Genomic DNA, 21,620 nt, shown 5'->3' on the forward strand with positions numbered 1-21,620 from the left:
ACAGTCAACTGTGTGAAGTCCACCCTCGACAACCACCCCCGGTTCTCACCCGGACACTCGACAGTTCCGACCGCGACGTCACATCTTTTCCCCCAGCTTTGATCAGCCGGACCAAATAGGACTGGTTCTGTGGACAGGCAACACACGGTCGGTTACCGTGGAGCGCGGACCTCACATCCACACCTCTCCCAGGAGTTCTCCAATGACCCTCAAGAAGACCCTCTTCACCGTCGGCACCGCCACCGCCGTCGCCATCGCCGGTACCGGTGTCGCCGCCGCACAGGACGACGACACTGCCGCCAGCGCCGATCTCAGCTCCGGCTCCAGCGAAAGCACCGGCGGTGAGGACACCCCCGACTCCTCCGCCCCGACCGCCGGCTCCGCCGAGCTGTCCGCCAACCGCGACGTCTTCGGTTCCATCACCGGCGCTGACGTCCTCGGTTCCTACACCGGCGACCAGATCGACTACGAGAAGACCCTCGCCGCCCTGGCCTCCATCGCCGGTGGCGCAGCCTCCGTCGCCGCCATCGCCGGTGCCTACAACGCCGTGATCGACGCCTCCGATGCCTACCAGGGCGTCGTCAACGACACCCTCGGCTTCCTCGCCCAGCAGGGCATCACCCTGCCGAACTAAGGCAGCAGCCGCGTCCTCGTCGACGCACCCCACCCCACCGTTGAGGTCCACAGAAGAAAGCCCCGGCTCAGACCGGGGCTTTTCCGTTGGCCCCGGCGCACACCCCTGACCCTCACGAACCGCAACAGAGGTACACCATGAAGATGAAGAAGACTCTCCTCGCACTGAGCACCACCGCTGTCGTCGCGATCGGCGGTGCCGGCATCGCCGCAGCCGACGAGCCCGCCGGAGACACCCCCACCGGCTCCATCACCAACCTCCCTTCCGGGGACGCCGCCGGCAGCCTCGAGTCCTTCGCCGGCGCAGCCAAGAGCATCTCCGGCATCCTCAAGGCCGTCAACACTCTCATCACGGCCGGCGGCAATGTCGAGAACGTCGTCTCCGACACCCAGGACTTCCTGGGCGCCACCGGCAACTGACAGACCAACTGACCGCATCCGCTCCACGAGGTCCACGGATGCGGGCGCCCCGGCCACCCGGCCGGGGTTTCGTTGTATCGGCCCCTCCGTTGCACCCGAAACAACACGAACGTAAGGTTAACCTGTCCTGCAGCCGACGAAAGGTCCCGACGCACCCATGACCACCGGTACAACTACCGGGGCAGCCCACGGCAACCCACCCGGAATGCCCGGCACGAAAGCCGGACGCCGCGGTGCCCCGTCAGCCACGGCGTCCCTGCGACGCCGACGACTGATCGGGCTCATCGGACTGACCGTCCTGCTGGTGATCGGATTCGTCCTCAGCCTCGCCTTCGGCTCGCGCAACATCCCCATGGACGACCTCTGGGGACTGCTCAGGCAGGTGCCCGGAGCCATCGGCAACCACGACATCGACAACACCGACCTCCAGGTCATCGTCGAGTACCGCTGGCCCCGCACCCTCATCGGCATCATCGTCGGAGCCGCCCTCGGCGTCGCCGGTGCCCTGATCCAGGGCCACACGCGCAACCCGCTGGCCGACCCCGGCATCCTCGGTATCGCCTCCGGTGCCGCCCTCGCCGTGGTGATCTCGTTCGCGCTGTTCAACGTCTCCGGCACCTGGGCCACCTCACTCTGGGCCTTCGGTGGTGCCTGTATCGCCACCGCCGCCGTCTTCGCCCTGGCGTCCGTCTCCGGCGGCAACGTCAATCCGATGACACTCATCCTCGGTGGTGCGGCGATGAACGCCGTGCTCCAGGCGATCATCTCCGCCTTCGTGCTCACCGACTCGAACAACCTCGACCGGATGCGCTTCTGGACCGTCGGTTCCATCGCCGGCCGCGACATGTCCATCTTCTGGACCGCGCTGCCCGTGATCCTCATCGGCCTGCTGCTGGCCTTCATGACCGGGCCGACACTCAACCTGCTCAACCTCGGTGACGACGTCGCCACCGCCCTGGGGGTGAACACCGGACGCGCCCGCATTGTCGGGATGGTCATCATCGCCCTGCTCGCCGCCGCGGCCACCGCCGCCGCCGGCCCCATCAGCTTCCTCGGCCTGGTGATCCCGCACCTCGTGCGAAGCCTCACCGGCCCCGACTACCGGTGGATCCTCCCCTACTCCGCCCTCGGTGGCGCGGTCCTGCTGATCTACGCAGACATCCTCGGCCGCGTCATCACACGCCCCGGCGAACTCGAGGTCGGTATCGTCCTCGCCTTCGTCGGCGCCCCGATCTTCATCTGGATGCTGACCCGACGCAAGGTGGTGGAACTGTGAGTATCCCGAACACGACACCGGGCACCGCACAGGACACAGCACAGGACACAGCACAGGACGACCTGCGCATCGACCGCCAACGTCGGCGCGGTGTCTACCGCTACGTCTCCGGCGCCAAGGTCGCCGCCCGACCCGCGTTCCGTATCGGCCCGATCTCCACGGTGTGGCGTCCCCGCCAGTTCTTCGCCACCATCGCGATGGTCGTGGTGCTGTTCGTCCTCGCCGCCGTCTCCCTCGGTCTCGGCGACTACCCGATCAGCCCGGTGCGCGTCGCCGAGATCCTCCTGACCAACGGCGGCTCCCGCATCGAGCACCTCGTCATCTTCGACTGGCGCATGCCCAGGACGCTGACCGCCGTCCTCGTCGGCTCCGCCCTCGGCATCTCCGGTGCACTGACCCAGTCCGTGACCCGGAACCCGCTGGCCAGCCCAGACATACTGGGTATCACCACCGGCGCCTCCGCCGCGGCGGTGACCGTCATCGTCCTCGGCGGCGGCTCCACCGGCATCGTGGGGTGGCTCTCCGACGTGGGCATCCCCGTGGCGTCCCTCATCGGCGCATTCCTCACCGGTGCCGTGATATGGGTGCTCGCCTACCGCCGTGGCGTGGACCCGTTCCGCCTGGTGCTGGCCGGTATCGTCATCTCCGCGCTGCTCTCCGCGTTCATCAACTTCCTCATGACACGGGCGAACATCGACGACGCCGCGTCCGCCCAGATGTGGCTCGCCGGCTCGCTGAACTCCGCCGACTGGTCACGCGTCCGGCCCGTGCTCGTGGTCGTCGTGCTGCTCAGCCCGCTGTTCGTCTGGATCACCTTCCAGCTGTTCGCCAACGTCCTCGGCCCCGACGTGGCCAAGGGACTCGGCCAGAACGTGACGATCGTCCAGGCACTGCTGCTGGTCCTGTCCGTCATCCTCGCCGCCATGGCCGTCGCCGCGGCCGGCCCGATCGGCTTCGTCGCCTTCGTCTCCCCGCAGGTCGCCCGGTTGATCTGCGGCCGAGACACGCCACCGATCATCGCGTCCGGCCTGTTCGGTGCCATGCTGCTGCTCGCCGCCGACATCATCACCCAGTCCTGGCTGCCCGTCGAACTGCCCGTGGGCCTGCTCACTTCCGCCGTGGGTGGCCTGTTCCTCATCTACCTGCTCATCAAGACGAACCGGAAGACCACGACCTCATGACGAACCCCGCCTCCGCACACGACCACTCCATCTCCGCCACCAACCTGCGTGTCGGCTACACCCCGGACCGGGCCGTCATCTCCGACCTGTCGCTGAAGATCCCCGGCGGGCAGGTCACCACCATCATCGGCCCCAACGGCTGCGGCAAGTCCACCCTGCTGCGCGCCGTCGGACGCCTCATCCCCTCCCAGGGCGGCGACGTCCACCTCGGGAACACCGACATCGGAGGGATGAAGCGCAAGGACATCGCCAAAACCATCGGCGTCCTTCCGCAGTCGCCGATCGCCCCACCCGGGTTGATCGTCTCCGACCTGGTCTCACGGGGACGCCACCCCCACCAGTCGTGGATCCGTCAGTGGTCCTCCTCCGATGAGGAGGAGGTCAACGCCGCCCTGGAGATGACCGACGTCCTCGACCTGGCCGACCGCCCGGTGGACTCCCTGTCCGGTGGTCAGCGCCAGCGCGTGTGGATCTCCATGGTTCTCGCCCAGCACACCGAGGTGCTCTTCCTCGATGAGCCGACGACCTACCTCGACCTCGCGCACTCCATCGAGGTGCTCGATCTCGTCAACCGGCTGCGACGCGACCTCGACCGCACCGTGGTCATGGTGCTCCACGACCTCAACCTGGCGATCCGCTACTCCGACAACCTCGTCGTCATGCGCGACGGCGATCTCATCGCCACCGGCACGCCCGAGGCGATCATCACCTCCGAACTGCTCAAGGATGTCTTCGAGCTGGACGCCACCGTGATCGAGGACCCGGTGGTCGGTGGTCCACTCATCGTGCCGAACGACCCCTACGACATCAAAGGCAAGAAGGTGCAGAACTAACCCATGACCACGCTCCCCGCATCCGCTGTCACATCCACTGAACTGCTCACCCACCCGAACCGGCCTGAGAGCGGGACCGGGCGCCTGGTGCGCGTCACCGTCTCGGCGGTGTCCGAGATCGCGCCGAATCTGCGGCGGCTGACGCTGCGTGGTCCCGGGCTTGCGTCGCTGGAGCTGACCGGACCGGACGAGTACTTCGGGCTGCTCATGCCGGCGCCGGGTTCGACTGTGCCGGAGCTGGAGGCGGACGGTATGAACATCCGCGCGGCCGTCGCCGCACTGGAGGAGTCTGAGCGGCCGGAGCTGCGCTGGTACACCGTGCGGCACTTCCGGCAGGACGCCGGGGTGGACACCAGCTCCGGTGACGCCGTCGGTGAGATCGATGTCGACGTGGTGATGCATGACGACAACCCGGGCCCCGGTGCACTGTGGGTGGCTGCTGCCTCGGTCGGGGACGAGGCGGCGATCTGGCTGTGCAACGGGATCTGGATCCGGCATGCCTCGCGTCCCCTGTTCGTGGCGGACGCCTCGGCGGTGCCCGCGCTCCGGGCCGTGTTGGAGTTCACCGAGGACCACCACCCCGATGACCTGGTAAAATACCACGTCCGGGTGATCGCCCACTCCCCCGAGGAGCTGGAACCGGGGCTGGCTGAGGAGTGGACTGAACGGGTGGGGTCGCTGTCCATCCTCTATGTCGCGCCCGGGCTTGAAGCTGAGGCGATCTGTGATGCGCTGCGTCGTGAACGCGACGCCGGGCATCCCGCCGCGTCCCCCGAGTACCTGTGGGCATCCGGCGAGGCGGGGATGACGAAGGCCGTGCGCAAGATGGCCGTCGACGAGTGGGACGTGGACCGTGACTTCGCCGACTGGGTGGCCTACTGGATCGAGGGCCGGCCGCGTCCGTAGATACATCATCGCGGACACACGACCCGACTGGTTGGTCTCCGGCGCTCAGAACAACCTGTCGGGTCGTCCCTGCGTTCTTCTACGCCCTCCATACGCCAGGTCGGGCGCAGTGGGTTGATCTCGTCGTCTGATTCCACCCCTGAGAGCCCGACCCGGCGCGCCGCCCGGTGCAGAACCTAGTGCCCCGCCAGCTCCCGCCAGTGTGTCGCCGTGAGCTCGTCGTCGATGACGGTCCGCTTTCCCGCCAGCACACCGAGCACACCCATGAGCGCCGCGATGAGCGCCAGGACGATGAGGATCCCGTCCCACGACCCGACCTGCTCATGGACCACACCCAGCACGAACGGCCCGAGCCCGGCGAGGAAGTACCCCAGCGGCTGGACGAAACCGGACAGTCGTGCGGTCACCAGCGGTGTCCTCGACCGGGCCGGAATCAGGGCGATGGCCGTCGGGAAGCAGCAGCCGCCGATGCCCAGCAGCACCGCCCACAGCAGCGGCACCGTCCCCGGCGCCAGCCACAGCCCCACATAACCCAGCCCTGTCAGCACGGCGAAAACCGCCGGGACAGGACGCAGGTCCGTCACCCTCGCGATGATGCCCGGCATCAGCAGCCCACCGACGATGTTCAGCGCACCGATGACACTCAGTCCGATGGACGCGGTGGATGAGCTGACACCGTTGTCCGTGTAGATCTTCGGTAGCCAGCCCATCTGGATGTAGGCGTTCATCGCCTGCAGCCCGAAGAACAGCATGAGGAACCGCGCGGTCGGCGACCGCCAGAGGGAGGTCTCGCGCAGTCGACGGGCGGTCTCGGCATCCTCCTCTGTGGCGGAGGTCGGCCCTGCACCGGGGATGTCGAGCCCGGTCCGCGGCACCACGAACGCCCAGACCAGCACCTGCGCCACGGCGAGGATGACCCAGATGAACAGTGCCCATTTCCAGGCGTTCTCCCCGGAGAACCACATCGCCGAGAGCGGGCCGAGTGCGCCGGACGCGCCGAGCCCGGCGGAGTAGAGCGTCATGAGGACGACGGCGTGGCGTCCGCCATGGCTCTTGATCCACGCCGGCAGCAGTACGTTGCCGAGCGCGATGCCGCCGACCACACAGGCCGTGAGCACCAGGAACACCGCGACATCACCGACCCAGGGGCGGACGGCGAGGCCGAAGAGTGTCAGCAGCATCCCGCCGAACAGGGCGCGGCTCAGGCCGACGCGCGTGGCCAGCGGGACGGCGGCCAGACCCATGATGCCGAAGAAGACGCCGGGCATCGCGGTGATCGCACCGGCGAGCGAGCCGGACGCCCCGAACGCGTCGAGCACGTCATCGAGGACCGGGCCGAGCGACGCGATGCCGGTGCGCAGATTGAGCGCCGCGACGGTGACGGCGAGGAGGAGGAACAGCAGAGAGAGGTTCTTGCGCACCAGCTCAACGTACCCGGATCCGGTGGAGGACGCCGCGCTGGTCGTCGCTGAAATTGTCGTCGGTGGCGATGAGGAGTTCGTCGGTGGTGCCGGGCCGCCGGCCCGGAGCCCACGTCATCGCCTCGGTGTTGCCCACGGTGTCGTGGCCGATCAGGGCACCGAGGTCCGCGACCAGTTCCCGCTTCAGGACGCCGGTTCCGGTGCCTCCCGGACCGGGGAGCGTGGTGCGCCAGAGCATCGAGCTATTTCCGCTGCCCCCGGTGTAGCCGCGTTCGAGGACGAGGAGGTTCCCCGGGTTGCCGGGATCGGCGTTGGTCCTGGTGTCGGCGAGGATCTCAGAGATGCCGGTACCGGGCCAGTCGTAGGAGGCCGCTTCCTGCTCCCCCTCGTAGACCGTGATGACCGGGTGGGCGCGGTTGTCCGGCGCGGACTCCGTGGCGGTGATGATCTGTTGCGGGTCGCCGGTGACGGCGAGGCCTTCGAGTCCCTGATTGCGCCGGATACCGTCCTGGACCGGAAGGGTTGTTGCCGCTCGTCCCTGCCGGTCAGTGATGGTGATCGTGGAGCTGCCTTCGGCGGTCCAGATGATGCCCGCCTCCTCGCCTGTGCCGGCGAACCGGATACTCTCCGGGTCGATGGTGCCGGGTTTGTAGGGGACGCCGCGTTCATCGGTGAGCACGATCGGCTCCCCCACCTGCCCCGTGTCCGGGTTGAAGTCGTAGGCGCGCACCGGGCCGCGCTGGCCGGGGTCGTCACTGATCGCGATGCAGCGGGTGCCACTGCCGCCGTCGGCACAGTCGATACCCGAGATCCCGCCCACCGGAACATGTGCGAAGATGCCGCGGCGCGTGGCGTCCGACGCCGTGATGTCGACCGTCCCGATGTACTCGATCTGAGTGGTCAGGTCGGTGTACGCGTCCCGCGTGGCGTCCTGAAACGGGGTGTCACCGCGCAGTTCGACCAGCTGTGTCACGCCGCCGACCAGCGGCACCACCAGCAGGGACAGTGCGAGTCCCGCCGACATTGTGAGCGTCCACCCCGTCCGTCGCATATTCCACCTCCACCTCGCCGACCGCACTCAGAACTCTGTCCTCGCCTGCCTCACCCGCCCCAGACTACGGCGGCAGCACATCTGCGTCAGGCACGAATCGCCCGATCCATGCCACAGAATGCCGGATCCGCGCCTGACGCAGATCTGAAGCTCGGAGATCACCCCCCTTCCATTCAGGACGCGCCGATCCATGGCACCCACGCAGACCGAGTGGTCTACTCGTGGCCATGAGCACACAGCACACCCCAGACAACCTGTCGGTCGAAAACGCCCAGACCACCCCCGCCGGCGCACCGCGCAGTATCGCGGTCATCGGCGCCGGACTCGCCGGCGCAGGTGCCGCCCTCGTCCTGGCCCGCGCCGGATACCGCGTCGACCTCTACTCCGACCGGACCCGCGAGGCCCTGCGCGACGAGGTCCCCGCCACCGGCACCGCGATCCTCTTCGGCGCGTCCCGCACCGCCGACGCGAAGATCATCGACGACCTCTACGCCGGCAGTCCCGCAGCCCACTTCGGTGCCAGCGCCGCCGGCCTCGCCAACCCGGACAACCCGTCCGGCGTCGACAGCTTCCCCGCCCGCTACACCTACGAGGCCCAGTCGGTGGACGCCCGGCTGCGCGCCGACGACCGACTCGCCGCCTTCCTCGACCTCACCGGAGACACGGCAAGCGCCTTCCACGTCACCCGCGTCACCCCGGCCGACCTCGACCGCATCGCCGCCGAGCACGATCTCACCCTCGTCGCCACCGGCAAGGGCGGTCTGGCCGACGCCTTCACCACCGACCACGAACGCACCCCCTATCCCGGCCCGCAGCGCCGCGTCCTCACCGTCACCGCCGCCGGCCTTTCCTCCGACCACCTCTTCAGCGGCCGCGCCGAGGTCCCCGGCGTCAACAACGCCCTGCTCTCCCTGCACGGGGAAGGCGAGGTCTTCGTCGGACCCTACCTGCACAAGGACGGCATCGACGCCTGGGTCATCCTCGCCTGGGCCAAGCCCGGCACCGCCACCGAGAAGGCCTTCGCCGAGGCTACCGACGCCGAGTCGTCACTGCGCATCCTCCAGGACCTGCACCACCGCGTCCTACCCGATGTCGCCGACGACCTCGACCGGCTGCGTCCCATCGACGCCGACCCGCACTCCTGGCTCGCCGGCGCAGTCACCCCGCGGGTGCGGCGCCCCGTCGGGTACACCGACGGCGGGAATCTCGTCGCCGCACTCGGCGACACCGCCATAGCCGTCGACCCGATCGCCGGGCAGGGCGCACAGCTCGGCGACTTCCAGGTCGCCGCCCTCGTCGAGGGACTGACCGCTGCCGAGGCCTCCGGACAACCGTGGGACGCCGACCTCCTCACCGACCTCTTCGAGACCCACTGGGCCGGGCACGGTGCCGCCGGCGTGGCCGTGACCTCACTGTTCCTCGGTGACCCGCTGTACGCCGAGGTCGCCGGTGCCTTCTTCGGCAACGCCGGCACCGATCCCGCCTACGCCACCGCCCTGTTCTCCCTCTTCTCCGAACCCGCCCCCGCCCTCACGCTGCGCACCGCCGAAGATGTCGCGGCGCTGGCGGCGTCCTTCAGGAACTCCACGGCGAAGGTCACCGCATGACCCGGATCCGATTCAACGCCTTCGACATGAACTGCGTGGTCCACCAGTCGCCCGGGTTGTGGCGGCATCCCGAGGACCACTCGCGTGAGTACACGGACCTGCGCTACTGGACCGACCTGGCGCAGCTGCTGGAGACCGGCTACTTCGACGGCCTATTCCTCGCCGATGTCCTCGGCCTCTACGACCTCTACGGTGCCTCGCCGGACGCCGCCCTGCGCGCCGCCACCCAGACCCCCGTCAATGACCCCTTGCCCCTGGTCAGCGCGATGGCCGCGGTGACCGACAACCTCGGCTTCGGGCTGACCACCGGCACCGCCTTCGAGCATCCCTTCCCCTTCGCGCGCCGGATCAGCACCCTCGACCACCTCACCGACGGACGCCTCGGTTGGAACGTCGTCACCGGCTACCTGCCCTCGGCGGCGGAGAACACGCAGTCCCGCGGGCAGCTCGACACCTTCGAGCACGACGCCCGCTACGACCATGCCGACGAGTACCTCGAAGTGCTCTACAAGCTGTGGGAGGGGTCCTGGGAGGACGACGCCGTCCTCGCCGACCCGGTCTCCGGCGTCTACACGGACCCGACGAAGGTCCGTCCGGTCAACCACACGGGGACGCACTACACGGTCCCCGGCATCCACGTCTCCGAACCGTCGCCGCAGCGTACCCCGGTGATCTTCCAGGCCGGGGCGTCCTCCCGCGGCAGCACCTTCGCCGCCACCCACGCCGAGGCGGTGTTCGTCGCCGCACCGACGCAGGAGGCGCTGGCGTCCACCGTCCGTACGCTCACCGACAAGCTGGCGGACGCCGGGCGGTCGCGCGAGGACGTCGTCATCTACGCCCTGCTCACCGTCATCACCGACGCCACCGAGGACGCCGCCCGCGCCAAGGCCGCGGAGTACCGCAGCTACATCGACCACGAGGGCGCGCTGGCGCTGATGTCCGGGTGGATGGGCGTCGACTTCTCCACCTTCGACCTCGACGACCCGGTGGCCGGTATCGAGTCCAATGCGATCCAGTCCGCCGTCGCTGCCTTCCAACGCTCCGCCGGCGAGGAGGGACGCGAGTGGACCGTGCGCGAACTCGCCGAATTCGGCGGCATCGGCGGGCTGGGCCCGGTCGTCGTCGGCTCCGGCGAATCCGTCGCCGACCAACTGGAGGAGTGGGTGGAGGCCACCGGCATCGACGGCTTCAACCTCGCCTACGCCGTGACACCCGGTACGTTCCGTGACGTCATCGACCATGTCGTTCCGGTGCTCCAGGCCCGCGGCGAGTACCCGACGGCCTACGCCCCCGGCACGCTGCGCGAGAAGCTCTTCGCCGACCGCACCGGCGCCGGACCACATGTCCCCCACAACCATTCCGCCGCCCGCTACCGCCCCGCGCTCACCGCATCCCCGACATCCGTCCCGACAGGAGCCCACCCATGACCACCGTCTCCCCCACTCCGACCGATGCCGAACTCACTGCCCGGTTCCGCCCCGTCCTCGACAGCATCGCCCTGGGCGCCGCCGACCGTGACCGCAACCGAGAACTGCCCCATGAGCAGGTCCGGCTGCTGCGGGACGCCGGCTTCACCGCCCTGCGCGTCCCCGTCGAATACGGCGGTCTCGGTGCCACCGTCCGACAGACCTTCGCCCAGCTCACCGACCTCGCGGCCGCAGACTCGAACCTCACCCAGGCGCTGCGCGTCCACTTCTTCACGGTCGAGGGGTTCCTCGCCACCGGGGACGCAGAGGGGCTCCGCCGTGCCGGGGAGGGGATCATCTACGGCAACGCGATCTCGGAGAAGGGCGTCGGCGCCGTCGACCGCTACCAGACCCGACTGACGCCCGCCGATGACGGGAACTACCAGCTCAACGGCACGAAGTACTATTCCACGGGGACGCTCTACGCCGATGTCATCAGTGTCGCCGCGGATCTCGACGGCCGTCGGGTGACGGTCCTGGTGGATGCTGACGCGCCCGGCGTCCACCAGTTCGACGACTGGGACGGCTTCGGCCAGCGACTCACCGGCTCCGGGACGACCGTGTTCACCGGGGTGGCGGTGGACGCCGCGGCCGTGACCGAGGGTGGATACGGGGACGAGGGCCATGTCATCGACACCGCCTACCTGCAGTTGTTCCACCTTTCCGCCCTGGCCGGTATCGCCCGGCGAGCCGCCGATGACGCCCGCGACCGGGTGGAGACCCGGGACCGCACGTTCAGCCACGCGCCCGCGGACCTGCCCCGGGAGGATCCGTTGGTGCAGGCGGTGCTCGGGCGGGTGTACTCGGCGGCGTCGGTCGCCCGGGCGTCTGTCCTGGCGGTGGCGGACGCGGTGGCGGCGTCCTTCGACTCCCCCGGGGACATCGCACTGATCGACGCCGCGGAGTTGGCGTCGTCCGAGGCGCAGGTCGTGCTGGCGCCGCTGGTGTTGGACGCCGTGTCCGAGGCCTTCGAGACCGGTGGGGCGTCCGTGGCGTCCGAGAAGCTGGATCTTGACCGGCACTGGCGCAATGCGCGGACGCTGGCGGTGCACAACCCGCTGGTCTACAAGCAGCAGGCGGTGGGGCGCTACCACCTGACCGGCGACGGGCTCGCCTTCGCCTGGTCCGCCGGTGTGCGTACGGCTGACTGAGACTGACTGAGGCTGACGTCCCCGCGTCCCCGCGTCCTGTCGCACCATCAGCCCGGTACGCCCCAACCAGCACCCTCGCCCCACAACCTCCGTGCAGCACATCTTCGTCAGGCACGAATCCGGACATCGGTTCCACAGAATGCCGGATCCGTGCCTGACGCAGAACTGAAGCCCCTACCGGCACCGCCTCCGAATCACAGGTAGCGGCGGACGACAGTTCGTGCCGATCTGCTGACGCACGGCTGTCAACACGTCTGTCCGCTGCATACTCGGAAGCTCCGAGCCCGACCATGTTGCGGCGCACTTCGTCCAGGCCTTCTTCCGACCGACGGATGCACCAGCTCCCGCGATGCGCAGCATGGTGTAGTTCAGCGTGGCCGGAATGATCACACAGGCGCCCAGCACCACGGTGAACATAACGGTCAGCCCTCAACAGGAGGGATATCGAGCAGTTCGTGCATCCCGTCCCTCTCACTCTGCCGCTGCATCCGGTCCGGCATCAGGATTACGCGGCAGCTCATGCCGGACGCCGTCCGCTGTGACCAGCGCCGGCTGCGCCTCGACGGTGCTCCCCCACCCCTCACATACGCGAAGACGGCTTCAACAACGGATGCCAGAACCATGCCGGCCGGTCCGAGAACAGGAACTCCTTCAGCGTCCGCCGTCGACGGCTCCGGGAATGACGCCGGTTGTAGCGCACCGTATCCACGACCATCTCGACCATGTGTTCCGGGAGCCACCGCACCGTGTCGTCGGTGAAGCGCAGCAGCATCCACCCGGCGCGCACGGCGGTGTTGCCCTTCCACCGGTCCAGCTCGAACGTCCGCTCCGCCGAATCCCTGCCGCTCGGACCGTGATAGGTGAAACTGTCGATCTCGATGAGCAGATCAGCCTCCTCGATGACGAGGTCGAACCGGTACCCGGCGACGACATGGTTGACCGTCACCGTGACGTCGGCACCGTCAAGCCCTTCGAGAATCGCCTTCACTGCCTTCAGCTCCATCCCGCTCGCAGTGCCGGTGACCAGGCCGTCGAGCAGGTACGCGGCGTCCTTCCTGGCCCGGGGCGGAAGCGCCACCAGATCCTCGGCGAGCACATCATTGCCCTTCGCTCCCCGGTAGCGGGTGGTCAGGAAGGTCCGCAATCTGTCCCGGTCCCAGCCGGTGGCAAGGAGAGCGACCGCGGTCTCGATCGGCGAGGTGACGGACACCCCGCCGACAGTCACCGCACGCTCCGTCGCACCGACCGACAGGACGAGCAGTTCACCACCGTCCCGGCTGCTTTTCACGTCCACCCTTCCGGTGGCCGGCCAGACCATGCCACCGAGCCCGTAGACGTGGGCGGCGGTGGTGCCTGTGTAGGTGACGCCCCGGCGTCGCCGCTGACTCAGCACCTGCAGTCTGAGCAGGTCGTTGGGCGGTTCCGTGCTGTAGACACCAGGTATGACCCGGTGAATCGTCCCCTCGTCGACTGCCGCGGCGATCTGGGCCGAGGACCTGCCCTGCCTGCGCAGCCGGGCAGTGGTCCAGAGTTCCGGCTTCTTCTGCTGCTGCGGATCGGTGCGGTCATCCCTCCGCGCGTCTGCCTGCACGTCTTTCCCGGTACGCTCCTGTGGCTCATGTGCCATGTGTTCCCCCGTTGTCAGGTGCACGACCCCCTGTCGCGCTGCCGTCATAGTAGGTCAGCGGAATCATGTGCACTGCGGAACCACCGGAACTCCCCGCACACATCGTGCAGCACATCTGCGTCAGGCACGGATTCCGGATTCCGTGCCACAGAATGCCGGATGCATGCCTGACGCAGATCTGAAGCCCGGCGCGGGGAGGACGCAGCGGACGGCCCGAACCCTTCCATTCAGGGGTTCCGGTAATCATGGCGTCCGATCCAGACCGAGTGGTCTACTCGTGGACATGACAGCACCGACCTCCGCAGCACCGACAGCAACCACCGCCGATCGCGCTAACTCAACCACCGCCAACCACACCACCGAGCGCACCACCACACCGCTCTCCCCCACCGAGCTCCGCTCCGCGTGGGCGTCCATCCCGACCCCGATCACCACCCTCGCCGCTGTCGTCGACGGCAGGCCCATCGGCCTCATCGTCGGCTCCTACGTCGGCCTCTCCCTCGAACCCGCCCTCGTCGCCGTCAGCGTCCAGAAGACCTCCCGTTCCTGGCCGCTGCTGCGCGCCGCCGACCACCTCGGTATCTCCGTCCTCACCGCCGACCACGCCCCGCTCGTCCGCCAGCTCGCCGGCCCGATCGACGAGCGCTTCGACGGCATCTCCTGGGACAACGACCGGGGCAGCGTCCTTCTGGAGGACGCCGCGGTCCACCTCACCGGCCACATCGTCAACGAATTCGACACCGGCGACCACGTCACCGCGGTTCTCGAGGTCGACCGTGTCGCCCAGCACGCCCCGTCCGCCGCTCCGTTGGTTTTCCACGGTTCGCAGGTCACGACCGTCGGGGAGCTGTAGAACCATGTCCACCGCACAGATCACCGACAACCTGCAGTTCGCCTACTGGGTGCCGAACGTCTCCGGCGGCCTCGTCGTATCCGACATCGGGCAGACCACCGACTGGGGCATCGACTACAACCGCCGCCTGGCACAGACCGCCGAGCAGGTCGGCTTCGACTACGCCCTGTCGCAGGTCCGCTACCTCGGGTCCTACGGTGCCGAGTCGCAGCACGAGTCCGTCAGTTTCTCCCTCGCACTGCTCGAGGCCACCGAGAAACTCAAGGTCATCGCCGCCGTCCACCCCGGCTTCTGGCAGCCCGCCGTCCTCGCCAACCTCGCCACGACCGCCAGTGAGCTCTACGACGGACGCTTCGCCCTCAACGTCGTCTCCGGCTGGCTGAAAGACGAGTTCCGGAAGTTCGGCGAGCCCTGGCTGGAGCATGACGAACGCTACCGCCGCTCCGGCGAGTTCCTGCAGGTCCTCCGCGCGATCTTCGCCGGCGACCACGCCGAGTTCAACGGTGACTTCTACCGCCTGCACGACTACTCCATCAGCCCGCACCCGACCGTCGCCCCCGAGCTGTTCCAGGGCGGCAACTCGTCGGCCGCACAGTTCAACGGCGGACATTTCGCCGACTGGTACTTCCTCAACGGCGCCCCGGTCGACGAGCTGAAGCTCCAGATCGACCAGGTCCGCCGCCATGCCGAGGACGCCGGACGCGAGGTGAAGATCGGGGTCAACGGCTTCGTCATCCTCGAGGACACCGAACAGCAGGCCCACGACAAGCTCCGCGACATCATCGCGCAGGCCGACCAGGGCGCGGTCGAAGGCTTCGCCGCCTCGGTCAAGCAGGCCGGTCAGTCCACCGCCGACGGCAAGGGCATGTGGGCCAATTCCTCCCTGGAGGACCTCGTGCAGTACAACGACGGCTTCCGCACCGGGCTCATCGGCACCGCCGACCAGATCAGCGACCGGATCGACGAGCTGCGGAACATCGGCGCGGACCTGGTTCTCACCGGACATCTCAACTTCCAGGAGGAGGTCGAGCGCTTCGGCAAGGAGGTCATCACACCGCTGCGCAGTGACTCCACTGCCCCTGCCGTTGCCCCCGCCCACGTCAACGCATGACCGCTGTACTCACCGACCCTGCCACCGCCGCCCGTGCGGTGGCTGCCGTCGTCTCCGGGGACGCCACGCACGCCGGCCACACAGACCGGGCGGCACACACCGACCGGGCCCGACGCATAGCCGAGGCCGTGACCGCCCTCAAGGGGTCCGGCCTGCTCGCCGCCACTGTTCCGGCACGGCTCGGCGGCCCGGAACTGCCGCCGTCACAGATTGCGGACGCCCTGCGGATCCTCGCCACCGCCGACGGTTCCCTCGCGCAGATCCCGCAGTCGCACTTCACCTTCAGCCGCTGGCTTTTCGCCGGCGACCACCCCGACCTCGAGGAGTACTGGGCCGACCGACTGCGCGCCGGCACCCTCATCGCCAACGCCCAGGCCGAGCGCGATCCGGTGGTCCTCCAGACCAACACCCTCACCGGCACGAAGGTCTTCTGCACCGGCTCCCCCTCCGCCGATGTCCTGGCGGTCACCGCCAGGCACCCCGGCGAGGACCGGCAGACCCTCGCCGCCTTCCTCGACGCAGACACCCCCGGCATCCGTGTCCACGACGACTGGGACGCCCTCGGCCAGCGCTTCACCGGTTCCGGTACGGTCACCCTCCAGGACGCCGCGGTCCCCGACCACCGTGTCCACACCTTCGACCGCGCACTCGCACTTCCCGGCTACGGGGCGTTCGCGCAGCTGCTGCACACGGCCATCGACGTGGGCATTGCGACATCCGCCCTGGATGCGGCGGTCGACCTGGCCGGGAACGGCTCCGCACCCGATGACCTCACCGCTCAGCTCGCCGGCGAACTCACCGCGCAGCGCTTCGCCGCCGAGGCGGTCCTGGAGAAGGCCGGCCGGGCGCTCGACGCCCTGTGGGCGCACCCCGACCCGACGGACGCCGACCGCGCGGACACCGCCCTGCAGGTCGCCGCCGCGAAAGCCACCACGGGGGCGGTGACGGTCGATGTGGCGTCCCGCATCTTCGAACTCACCGGCACCCGCGGCACCTCCGGCCACGGCGATGAGGGGCTCGACCGCCACTGGCGTGACCTGCGCACCCACACCCTGCATGAACGACGACGCGACAAGGCAGCGGTCCTGGGCCGTGCCGCGCTCACCGGCGAGGCACCTCAACTCGGGCCGCAGTTGTAGCGGCGCACAGCGCCGGTGGCACTACCGCGTCGCGGCGTCGTCCCCGAAGAGGAACAGCCGCACCCGCCGGTCCGCGCGCTGCTGCCGCTCACCCTGGTCCATCCACCCCTCACGACGCAGCACCGCATGCATCCGCTCGTTGCGGTGGTCCGGCTCGACGACCACGACCCGGCACTCCGGATCAGCGGACAGCAGGGCCGGAGGCAGGGCACCGAGCAGGGGGCCGACCACCCTGCGCCCGATCAGCGCCGGATCACCGACCGCGATGTGCAGCCCGAGGTCATGCGGCTCCGACTCGTAGACCGCACCGATCTCGTCGCGGTGCGGCCGGTAGATCTCCATGTAGCCGATCGACTCCCCGCGCAGTGTGAGGATCAGCGGCACCGAGTAGGTCGTCGCCAGCTTCGCGCGCCAGTCCTCCGCCCAGCGTTCCGGACCCCAGGGTTGCTCCCAGGTCTCGACGAGGTGCGGGAGCGACATCCACTCGGCGACGAGGGCGGCGTCCCCCGAGCCGGGTGAGGGCGAGGCGACCCGCAGTGCGAAATCAGCGAAGCCCCCGGTCAGATCCGGCACCGGGGGCTGTGAGGGAAGAATGGAGGAGGGAGGGAGATCGGTCCGCAGGCGCGGGAGGACCGGTGAGGGGGAAGCGGTCATGGGAGAGTTCCTTAGGAGATGGGATACAGAGACATGGGGTAGGGGTGTCGCCGGAGCTGCGACAGAGGCGACCCTAACACACGATCCTGAACAGGATGTTCAGTCTCGGCCAGTCCCCGGTCAGCTCTCCCGGTCGAACAGCCGGGCCTCGGCATCCTCCCCGTCCGCCGGCCAGAGGAACAGGCGGACGCGACGGTCTGCACGCTGCTGCCATTCACCGGCGTCCACCGCACCGAAGGCCCGCAGACCGTGGTGGACGCGCTCATTGCCGGCGTCCGGCTCGACGATCACCAGCCGACACTCCGGGTCCGCGGCCATGAGCGCCGTGGTGAGGTCGCGCAGGAACGGTCCGAAGATGCCGTTGGAGGTCAAGGACGCGTCCCCGATGGCGACATGCCAGCCGAGATCGTGCGGCTGCGAACGGTAGACCTTGCCGATCTCGTCGCGGTGCGGCCGGTAGATCTCCATGTAGCCGACGTCGCGGCCCCGGTAGGAGACGATGACGGGCACGGAGTACGTGGTGGAGAGCTTCGCCCGCCAGTCCGCGGCCCAGCGCTCGGCGGGCCAGGGCTGCTCCCACGCGGCTTCGAGCTGCGGGGTCCGCATCCAGTCGGCGACCATCGCGGCGTCCTGCTCAGGATCGGCGGGGCGGACCGCGAAGTGTGCGTCGAGCCCGTGGCCGAGTTCGGCGGGCACGGGCGGCGGGTCGGGGAGAAATTGTTCAGACGGAACATCGCTGCGCAGGCGGTGCAGGACGCTGAGATCCACCTCGGGATCCACCGCCTGAGCGGCAGATTCTGTAGTGTCGTGGGACATGGTGCGGCAACAACTTTCGGGAGACGTAGTAAGTTAGCCACCCTTTACCTTTGATCAGGGTGACCTTCCCAGGGTAGCCTACCCACGTGAAATCACTCGTCATACTCGGCGCCGGCCCCAAGGCGGTCGCCGTCCAGGCCAAAGCGCACGCCCTGCGCAGCCTCGGTCTCTCCACCCCCGACATCACCGTCGTGGACTACCAGGGCATCGGCGGGAACTGGCGTTCCGGCGGAGGCTGGACCGACGGACGCCACCAGCTCGGCACCTCCCCCACCAAGGACGTCGGCTTCCCCTACCGCACCCGCATCGCCGGGTCCGGTGAGACCGACCCGCTCAACCGTTGCGTTGACCGCGAACTCATGTCAGTGAGCTGGCACGCCTTCCTCATCGCCACGGACCGCTACGCCTCCTGGGTCGACCGCGGACACCCCTCACCCCGCCACTACCTCTGGGCGGACTACCTGCGCTGGGCGGCGGTGAACACCCGCATGAACCTGGTCAACGGCCAGGTCACCCGCATCGGCCTGCGTAATACCCGCGGCACCGGCAACCTCGGCGCCGACGGCTGGTCCCTGTCCGTCGACCTCGCCGACGGCTCCACCACCCGCGTCACCGCGGACGCCCTGATGATGACCGGGCCAGGACGCTCCGACCGCCGCATCGCCCCGCTGCCGAGCGTCCTCTCCGTCTCCGGCTTCTGGTCGGCGGTAGGGGAAGGACGCCTCCCCACGGCCAGCCGTGTCGCCGTCATCGGAGGTGGCGAGACCGCGGCGTCGATCATCGACGAAGTGGTCCGCCACGATGTGGTGGACATCGCCGTCGTCTCGCCGACCGCGACGATCTTCTCCCGTGGTGAGGGCGTCTTCGAGAACGAGATCTACACCGACCCGCGCGCCTGGGCCACGCTCGACGAGGACGCCCGTCGAGACGTCATCGCCCGCTGCGACCGGGGTGTGTTCTCAGCCCGGGTGCAGACCAACCTCATGGCCGAGGACCGGGTCAGCCACCTGCGGGGACGCGTCAGCTCGGTCACCAGCGAGCCCGGCGCAGACGGCGCCACCGCCGTGCATCTCACCGAGAGTCTGCCCGGCGGACGCACCGGTGAGCGCACCGAACTGTTCGACCTGGTCATCGACGCCCGCGGTAATTCGCCGCTGTGGTTCACCCGGATGATGGACGAGCGCACCGTCGCCTCGCTGATCTCCGCCTGCGGTGGCGCGGTCACCGCCGGGGCCGTCGAGGACCGGATCGGCGAGGACCTCGCCCTCGAAGGCATGTCCCCCACCCTCTTCCTCCCCGCCTTCGCCGGTTTCCGGCAGGGTCCCGGCTTCGCCAACCTCAGCTGCCTGGGTGAGCTGTCCGACCGTGTCCTCACCGGTCTCGGCGTCCGCCCCGACTCCCCTACCGCCACTGTCCCGTCTCCCGAAAGGATCACCCTGTGACCGCCTCCGTGTCTTCAGCGTCTTCAGCGTCTTCAGCGTCTTCAGCGTCTTCAGTCCCCGCCTACACCGGACGCGCCGGTGACCTGCGCTTCGGCCCGACCGTCGACATCGGGCCGGCCTCGCTCGACGTCCTGTTCGCACAGACTGCGGCAACCCACCCCGACGACCCCGCCGTCGTGGGCGACGGTGGTCCGCTGACCTTCGCCGAGCTCGACCGTCGCGCCACCGCCGTCGCCCGCTACCTGCGGGACCGCGGTGTGGGCACCGGCGACCGTGTCGCCGTTCTCGCCAACCGCTGCGGCTGGATGTCCGCCGTCGTCTCCGGCATCATCCGTGCCGGTGCGGTGTACGTCCCGGTGGACGCCTCCTATCCCGCCGAGCGGGTCGCCTTCATCTTCGGCGACTGTGAGCCGGCTGCGGCCTTCGCCCTCGGTGGGGCGTCCCTCCCGGCGGGCCTGGCCGACAAGCTGGCGAAGTCCGGCATCGTCACCGCGACGATCACCGACGACTCGCCGCTGGGTCGCGCGATCCTCGACGGTTCCGCCGACCCGACCTGGGCCACCGCCGGCCCGTTCAGCCAGACCGAGCAGTCCCGCCCGGTGCGCGGTGAAGACCCCTGCTACATCATCTACACCTCGGGCACCACGGGGACGCCGAAGGGCGCGGTGAACACGCACATCGGCGTCACCGCCCACCTGCTGTGGATGGGCCGGGCCCTGACCTCCACGACGGAGGCCGGCGAGGCGTCCGCTCCGATCCGCATGCTGCAGAAGGCCCCGGTGAGCTTCGACGTGGGCGTCGCCGAGCTCATCGGCCCGTTGGCCACCGGCGGCGTGGTCGTCGTCCCGGCGCCTGACTGGTGGCCCGGTGACGTCGACGCGTTGGTGAAGATGATCTCCGGCTACGACGTCACCGTCATGTCGATGGTCCCCTCGCTGATGCGCGTCATCTTCGACGTCCTCGACGACTTCGGCGTCCCGTTGAGCGCATTCAGCAATATCCGCCACATGATCTTCGGCGGCGAGGCCGTGCCCGCGGACATCGTGCGCCGCTCCCGCGACGAGATCGGCTGCCGCGTGCACGGTCTCTACGGTCCGACCGAGGCGGCGATGGACGTCACCTGGATCGAGTACACCGACGAACTGGTCAACGCCGCCGACTTCGACGACACCGCCAGCCTGCTCGGCCTGCCCGAGGACAACGTCGCCTGCTACGTCATCGCCGACGACGGCACAGAGGTTGACCCGGCCGGTGACGCCTGGGACACCCCCGGTGAGCTGTGCCTCGCCGGCCCGCAGGTGGGCCTGGGGTACCTCAACCGCGACGAGCTGACCACCGAGGTCTTCGTCGATTCGCTGTACCCCGAGGCCGACGGCGGACGCATGTACCGCACCGGCGACATCGTCTCCTGGACCGAGGTGGGGGGACGCCGCATCCTGAAGTTCCTGGGCCGCATCGGCGACCAGGTGAAGATCCGCGGCAACCGCGTGGAGCTCGGCGAGGTCGAGTCCCGCCTCCGGGATCTGCCGGGTGTGCGTCAGGCCGCCGCCGTCGCCACCGACGAGGGCGGCGCGCAGGTGCTCTACGCCGCCGTCATCGCCGACGAGGACGCCGCGGATGCTCCCGACACCACCGCACTGGCCACCCAGCTCGCGCGCGAGGTGCCGGAGTACATGGTCCCCTCGAAGATCCTCGTGGTCGACAGCCTGCCGATGAACCACAACGGCAAGCTCGACCGGAAGGCTCTCGCGGAGCTGTTCTAGTTCTCCCCGAGATCCTCGAGGAGTTCACGCCAGGCGGTCAACGAGCTGTCCTCGGCGAGGTCGGCGAAGTCGGCCTGGTAACCGGCATCCCGCAGGAAGCTGACGACCTCGACGAGGCGGACCGAGTCCAGACCCTGGTCCATGAGCTCCTCGTCCTCGTCCAGGTCGCCGACCTCGATGTTCATCAGCGTGGCGACCTTCACCCGGAGGGACGCCATGAGGTCGTCAAGAGTGCCCTGCTCTGTCATATTTCACCTTTCCTTGTGCGGT

Annotated in this window: 20 protein-coding genes; 14 read left to right on the forward strand and 6 right to left on the reverse strand. The window is 68.8% G+C overall.

Annotated features, from left to right (window positions below; all coding sequences use genetic code 11):
• The first annotated feature begins 202 nt into the window (after positions 1-202).
• The 6 genes from Q0A27_RS05900 to Q0A27_RS05925 all read left to right on the forward strand — a co-directional run bounded on the left by Q0A27_RS05900 (position 203) and on the right by Q0A27_RS05925 (position 5,249).
• Positions 203-634 (forward strand): hypothetical protein, encoded by a 432-nt coding sequence (locus Q0A27_RS05900; RefSeq protein WP_291474129.1) that lies wholly within the window; start codon positions 203-205, stop codon positions 632-634.
• A gap of 143 nt (positions 635-777) precedes the next feature.
• Entirely contained in the window at positions 778-1,053 is a 276-nt protein-coding gene (locus Q0A27_RS05905; RefSeq protein WP_291474130.1) for a hypothetical protein, read from the forward strand.
• Positions 1,054-1,258: 205 nt separating this feature from the next.
• Positions 1,259-2,329 carry an iron ABC transporter permease gene (locus Q0A27_RS05910; protein ID WP_291474160.1) on the forward strand — a complete coding sequence of 357 codons (1,071 nt, stop codon included), beginning with the start codon at positions 1,259-1,261 and terminating at the stop codon, positions 2,327-2,329.
• A 68-nt stretch (positions 2,330-2,397) separates the two neighbouring features.
• Complete coding sequence (locus Q0A27_RS05915; RefSeq protein ID WP_291474161.1) at positions 2,398-3,510, forward strand: iron chelate uptake ABC transporter family permease subunit; 1,113 nt, start codon at positions 2,398-2,400, stop codon at positions 3,508-3,510.
• The gene (locus Q0A27_RS05920; RefSeq protein ID WP_291474131.1) at positions 3,507-4,343 is read left to right on the forward strand and encodes an ABC transporter ATP-binding protein; all 837 of its coding nucleotides are present in this window, start codon (positions 3,507-3,509) and stop codon (positions 4,341-4,343) included. Before Q0A27_RS05915 ends, Q0A27_RS05920 begins: the two co-directional genes overlap by 4 nt.
• Before the next feature lie 3 nt (positions 4,344-4,346).
• On the forward strand, positions 4,347-5,249 hold the full coding sequence (locus Q0A27_RS05925) for a siderophore-interacting protein (protein ID WP_291474132.1): 903 nt from the start codon (positions 4,347-4,349) through the stop codon (positions 5,247-5,249).
• 176 nt (positions 5,250-5,425) lie between these two features.
• Here Q0A27_RS05925 and Q0A27_RS05930 read toward each other — a convergent pair whose 3' ends face one another.
• Together Q0A27_RS05930 and Q0A27_RS05935 are read right to left on the reverse strand one after the other, a co-directional pair.
• Positions 5,426-6,670 (reverse strand): MFS transporter, encoded by a 1,245-nt coding sequence (locus tag Q0A27_RS05930; protein WP_291474133.1) that lies wholly within the window; start codon positions 6,668-6,670, stop codon positions 5,426-5,428.
• Positions 6,671-6,674: 4 nt separating this feature from the next.
• On the reverse strand, positions 6,675-7,694 hold the full coding sequence (locus tag Q0A27_RS05935; RefSeq protein WP_291474134.1) for an esterase-like activity of phytase family protein: 1,020 nt from the start codon (positions 7,692-7,694) through the stop codon (positions 6,675-6,677).
• 254 nt (positions 7,695-7,948) lie between these two features.
• On the opposite strand from Q0A27_RS05935, the gene Q0A27_RS05940 reads away from it, so the two are divergent.
• From Q0A27_RS05940 to Q0A27_RS05950, 3 genes are read left to right on the forward strand one after another with little or no spacing between them, the layout of a single operon-like run.
• A complete protein-coding gene (locus tag Q0A27_RS05940) occupies positions 7,949-9,328 on the forward strand; it encodes a styrene monooxygenase/indole monooxygenase family protein (protein WP_291474135.1) in 1,380 nt (459 codons plus the stop codon).
• A complete protein-coding gene (locus Q0A27_RS05945) occupies positions 9,325-10,755 on the forward strand; it encodes an LLM class flavin-dependent oxidoreductase (RefSeq protein ID WP_291474136.1) in 1,431 nt (476 codons plus the stop codon). The genes Q0A27_RS05940 and Q0A27_RS05945 overlap by 4 nt, the downstream gene beginning before the upstream one ends.
• On the forward strand, positions 10,752-11,945 hold the full coding sequence (locus tag Q0A27_RS05950) for an acyl-CoA dehydrogenase family protein (RefSeq protein WP_291474137.1): 1,194 nt from the start codon (positions 10,752-10,754) through the stop codon (positions 11,943-11,945). Before Q0A27_RS05945 ends, Q0A27_RS05950 begins: the two co-directional genes overlap by 4 nt.
• A 580-nt stretch (positions 11,946-12,525) precedes the next feature.
• Here the strand turns inward: Q0A27_RS05950 and Q0A27_RS05955 are convergent.
• Positions 12,526-13,572 carry a hypothetical protein gene (locus Q0A27_RS05955; protein WP_291474138.1) on the reverse strand — a complete coding sequence of 349 codons (1,047 nt, stop codon included), beginning with the start codon at positions 13,570-13,572 and terminating at the stop codon, positions 12,526-12,528.
• 283 nt (positions 13,573-13,855) lie between these two features.
• On the opposite strand from Q0A27_RS05955, the gene Q0A27_RS05960 reads away from it, so the two are divergent.
• The 3 genes from Q0A27_RS05960 to Q0A27_RS05970 are packed head-to-tail and all read left to right on the forward strand — an operon-like array spanning position 13,856 to position 16,675.
• On the forward strand, positions 13,856-14,425 hold the full coding sequence (locus Q0A27_RS05960; protein ID WP_291474139.1) for a flavin reductase family protein: 570 nt from the start codon (positions 13,856-13,858) through the stop codon (positions 14,423-14,425).
• 4 nt (positions 14,426-14,429) lie between these two features.
• The gene (gene sfnG, locus Q0A27_RS05965) at positions 14,430-15,536 is read left to right on the forward strand and encodes a dimethylsulfone monooxygenase SfnG (RefSeq protein ID WP_291474140.1); all 1,107 of its coding nucleotides are present in this window, start codon (positions 14,430-14,432) and stop codon (positions 15,534-15,536) included.
• Positions 15,533-16,675: an acyl-CoA dehydrogenase family protein gene (locus tag Q0A27_RS05970; RefSeq protein ID WP_291474141.1), complete on the forward strand. Its 1,143-nt coding sequence runs from the start codon at positions 15,533-15,535 to the stop codon at positions 16,673-16,675. Before sfnG ends, Q0A27_RS05970 begins: the two co-directional genes overlap by 4 nt.
• A 21-nt stretch (positions 16,676-16,696) precedes the next feature.
• On the opposite strand, the gene Q0A27_RS05975 is transcribed toward Q0A27_RS05970, so the two are convergent.
• Both Q0A27_RS05975 and Q0A27_RS05980 read right to left on the reverse strand, forming a co-directional pair.
• On the reverse strand, positions 16,697-17,329 hold the full coding sequence (locus Q0A27_RS05975; RefSeq protein ID WP_291474142.1) for a GNAT family N-acetyltransferase: 633 nt from the start codon (positions 17,327-17,329) through the stop codon (positions 16,697-16,699).
• A gap of 120 nt (positions 17,330-17,449) precedes the next feature.
• Positions 17,450-18,145: a GNAT family N-acetyltransferase gene (locus tag Q0A27_RS05980; RefSeq protein WP_291474143.1), complete on the reverse strand. Its 696-nt coding sequence runs from the start codon at positions 18,143-18,145 to the stop codon at positions 17,450-17,452.
• An 86-nt stretch (positions 18,146-18,231) separates the two neighbouring features.
• Between Q0A27_RS05980 and Q0A27_RS05985 the strand changes: the two genes are divergently transcribed.
• Positions 18,232-19,587 carry a SidA/IucD/PvdA family monooxygenase gene (locus Q0A27_RS05985; RefSeq protein ID WP_291474144.1) on the forward strand — a complete coding sequence of 452 codons (1,356 nt, stop codon included), beginning with the start codon at positions 18,232-18,234 and terminating at the stop codon, positions 19,585-19,587.
• Positions 19,584-21,350: an amino acid adenylation domain-containing protein gene (locus tag Q0A27_RS05990; RefSeq protein ID WP_291474145.1), complete on the forward strand. Its 1,767-nt coding sequence runs from the start codon at positions 19,584-19,586 to the stop codon at positions 21,348-21,350. Before Q0A27_RS05985 ends, Q0A27_RS05990 begins: the two co-directional genes overlap by 4 nt.
• Here Q0A27_RS05990 and Q0A27_RS05995 read toward each other — a convergent pair.
• A complete protein-coding gene (locus tag Q0A27_RS05995; RefSeq protein WP_291474146.1) occupies positions 21,347-21,598 on the reverse strand; it encodes a phosphopantetheine-binding protein in 252 nt (83 codons plus the stop codon). The genes Q0A27_RS05990 and Q0A27_RS05995 overlap by 4 nt on opposite strands.
• Positions 21,599-21,620 lie beyond the last annotated feature (22 nt).

This window comes from Corynebacterium sp., from assembly GCF_022712275.1.
In the GTDB taxonomy this organism is placed as follows: Bacteria; Actinomycetota; Actinomycetes; order Mycobacteriales; family Mycobacteriaceae; genus Corynebacterium.

Excerpts from the sequence above, each read along its gene's own strand:
- Q0A27_RS05900 (WP_291474129.1), top strand. The coding sequence starts at position 203 with ATGACCCTCAAGAAGACCCTCTTCACCGTCGGCACCGCCACCGCCGTC.
- Q0A27_RS05905 (WP_291474130.1), top strand. The coding sequence starts at position 778 with ATGAAGAAGACTCTCCTCGCACTGAGCACCACCGCTGTCGTCGCGATC.
- Q0A27_RS05910 (WP_291474160.1), top strand. The coding sequence starts at position 1,259 with ATGCCCGGCACGAAAGCCGGACGCCGCGGTGCCCCGTCAGCCACGGCG.
- Q0A27_RS05920 (WP_291474131.1), top strand. The coding sequence starts at position 3,507 with ATGACGAACCCCGCCTCCGCACACGACCACTCCATCTCCGCCACCAAC.
- Q0A27_RS05925 (WP_291474132.1), top strand. The coding sequence starts at position 4,347 with ATGACCACGCTCCCCGCATCCGCTGTCACATCCACTGAACTGCTCACC.
- Q0A27_RS05935 (WP_291474134.1), bottom strand. The coding sequence starts at position 7,694 with ATGTCGGCGGGACTCGCACTGTCCCTGCTGGTGGTGCCGCTGGTCGGC.
- Q0A27_RS05940 (WP_291474135.1), top strand. The coding sequence starts at position 7,949 with ATGAGCACACAGCACACCCCAGACAACCTGTCGGTCGAAAACGCCCAG.
- Q0A27_RS05945 (WP_291474136.1), top strand. The coding sequence starts at position 9,325 with ATGACCCGGATCCGATTCAACGCCTTCGACATGAACTGCGTGGTCCAC.
- Q0A27_RS05950 (WP_291474137.1), top strand. The coding sequence starts at position 10,752 with ATGACCACCGTCTCCCCCACTCCGACCGATGCCGAACTCACTGCCCGG.
- Q0A27_RS05955 (WP_291474138.1), bottom strand. The coding sequence starts at position 13,572 with ATGGCACATGAGCCACAGGAGCGTACCGGGAAAGACGTGCAGGCAGAC.
- Q0A27_RS05960 (WP_291474139.1), top strand. The coding sequence starts at position 13,856 with ATGACAGCACCGACCTCCGCAGCACCGACAGCAACCACCGCCGATCGC.
- sfnG (WP_291474140.1), top strand. The coding sequence starts at position 14,430 with ATGTCCACCGCACAGATCACCGACAACCTGCAGTTCGCCTACTGGGTG.
- Q0A27_RS05970 (WP_291474141.1), top strand. The coding sequence starts at position 15,533 with ATGACCGCTGTACTCACCGACCCTGCCACCGCCGCCCGTGCGGTGGCT.
- Q0A27_RS05975 (WP_291474142.1), bottom strand. The coding sequence starts at position 17,329 with ATGACCGCTTCCCCCTCACCGGTCCTCCCGCGCCTGCGGACCGATCTC.
- Q0A27_RS05980 (WP_291474143.1), bottom strand. The coding sequence starts at position 18,145 with ATGTCCCACGACACTACAGAATCTGCCGCTCAGGCGGTGGATCCCGAG.
- Q0A27_RS05995 (WP_291474146.1), bottom strand. The coding sequence starts at position 21,598 with ATGACAGAGCAGGGCACTCTTGACGACCTCATGGCGTCCCTCCGGGTG.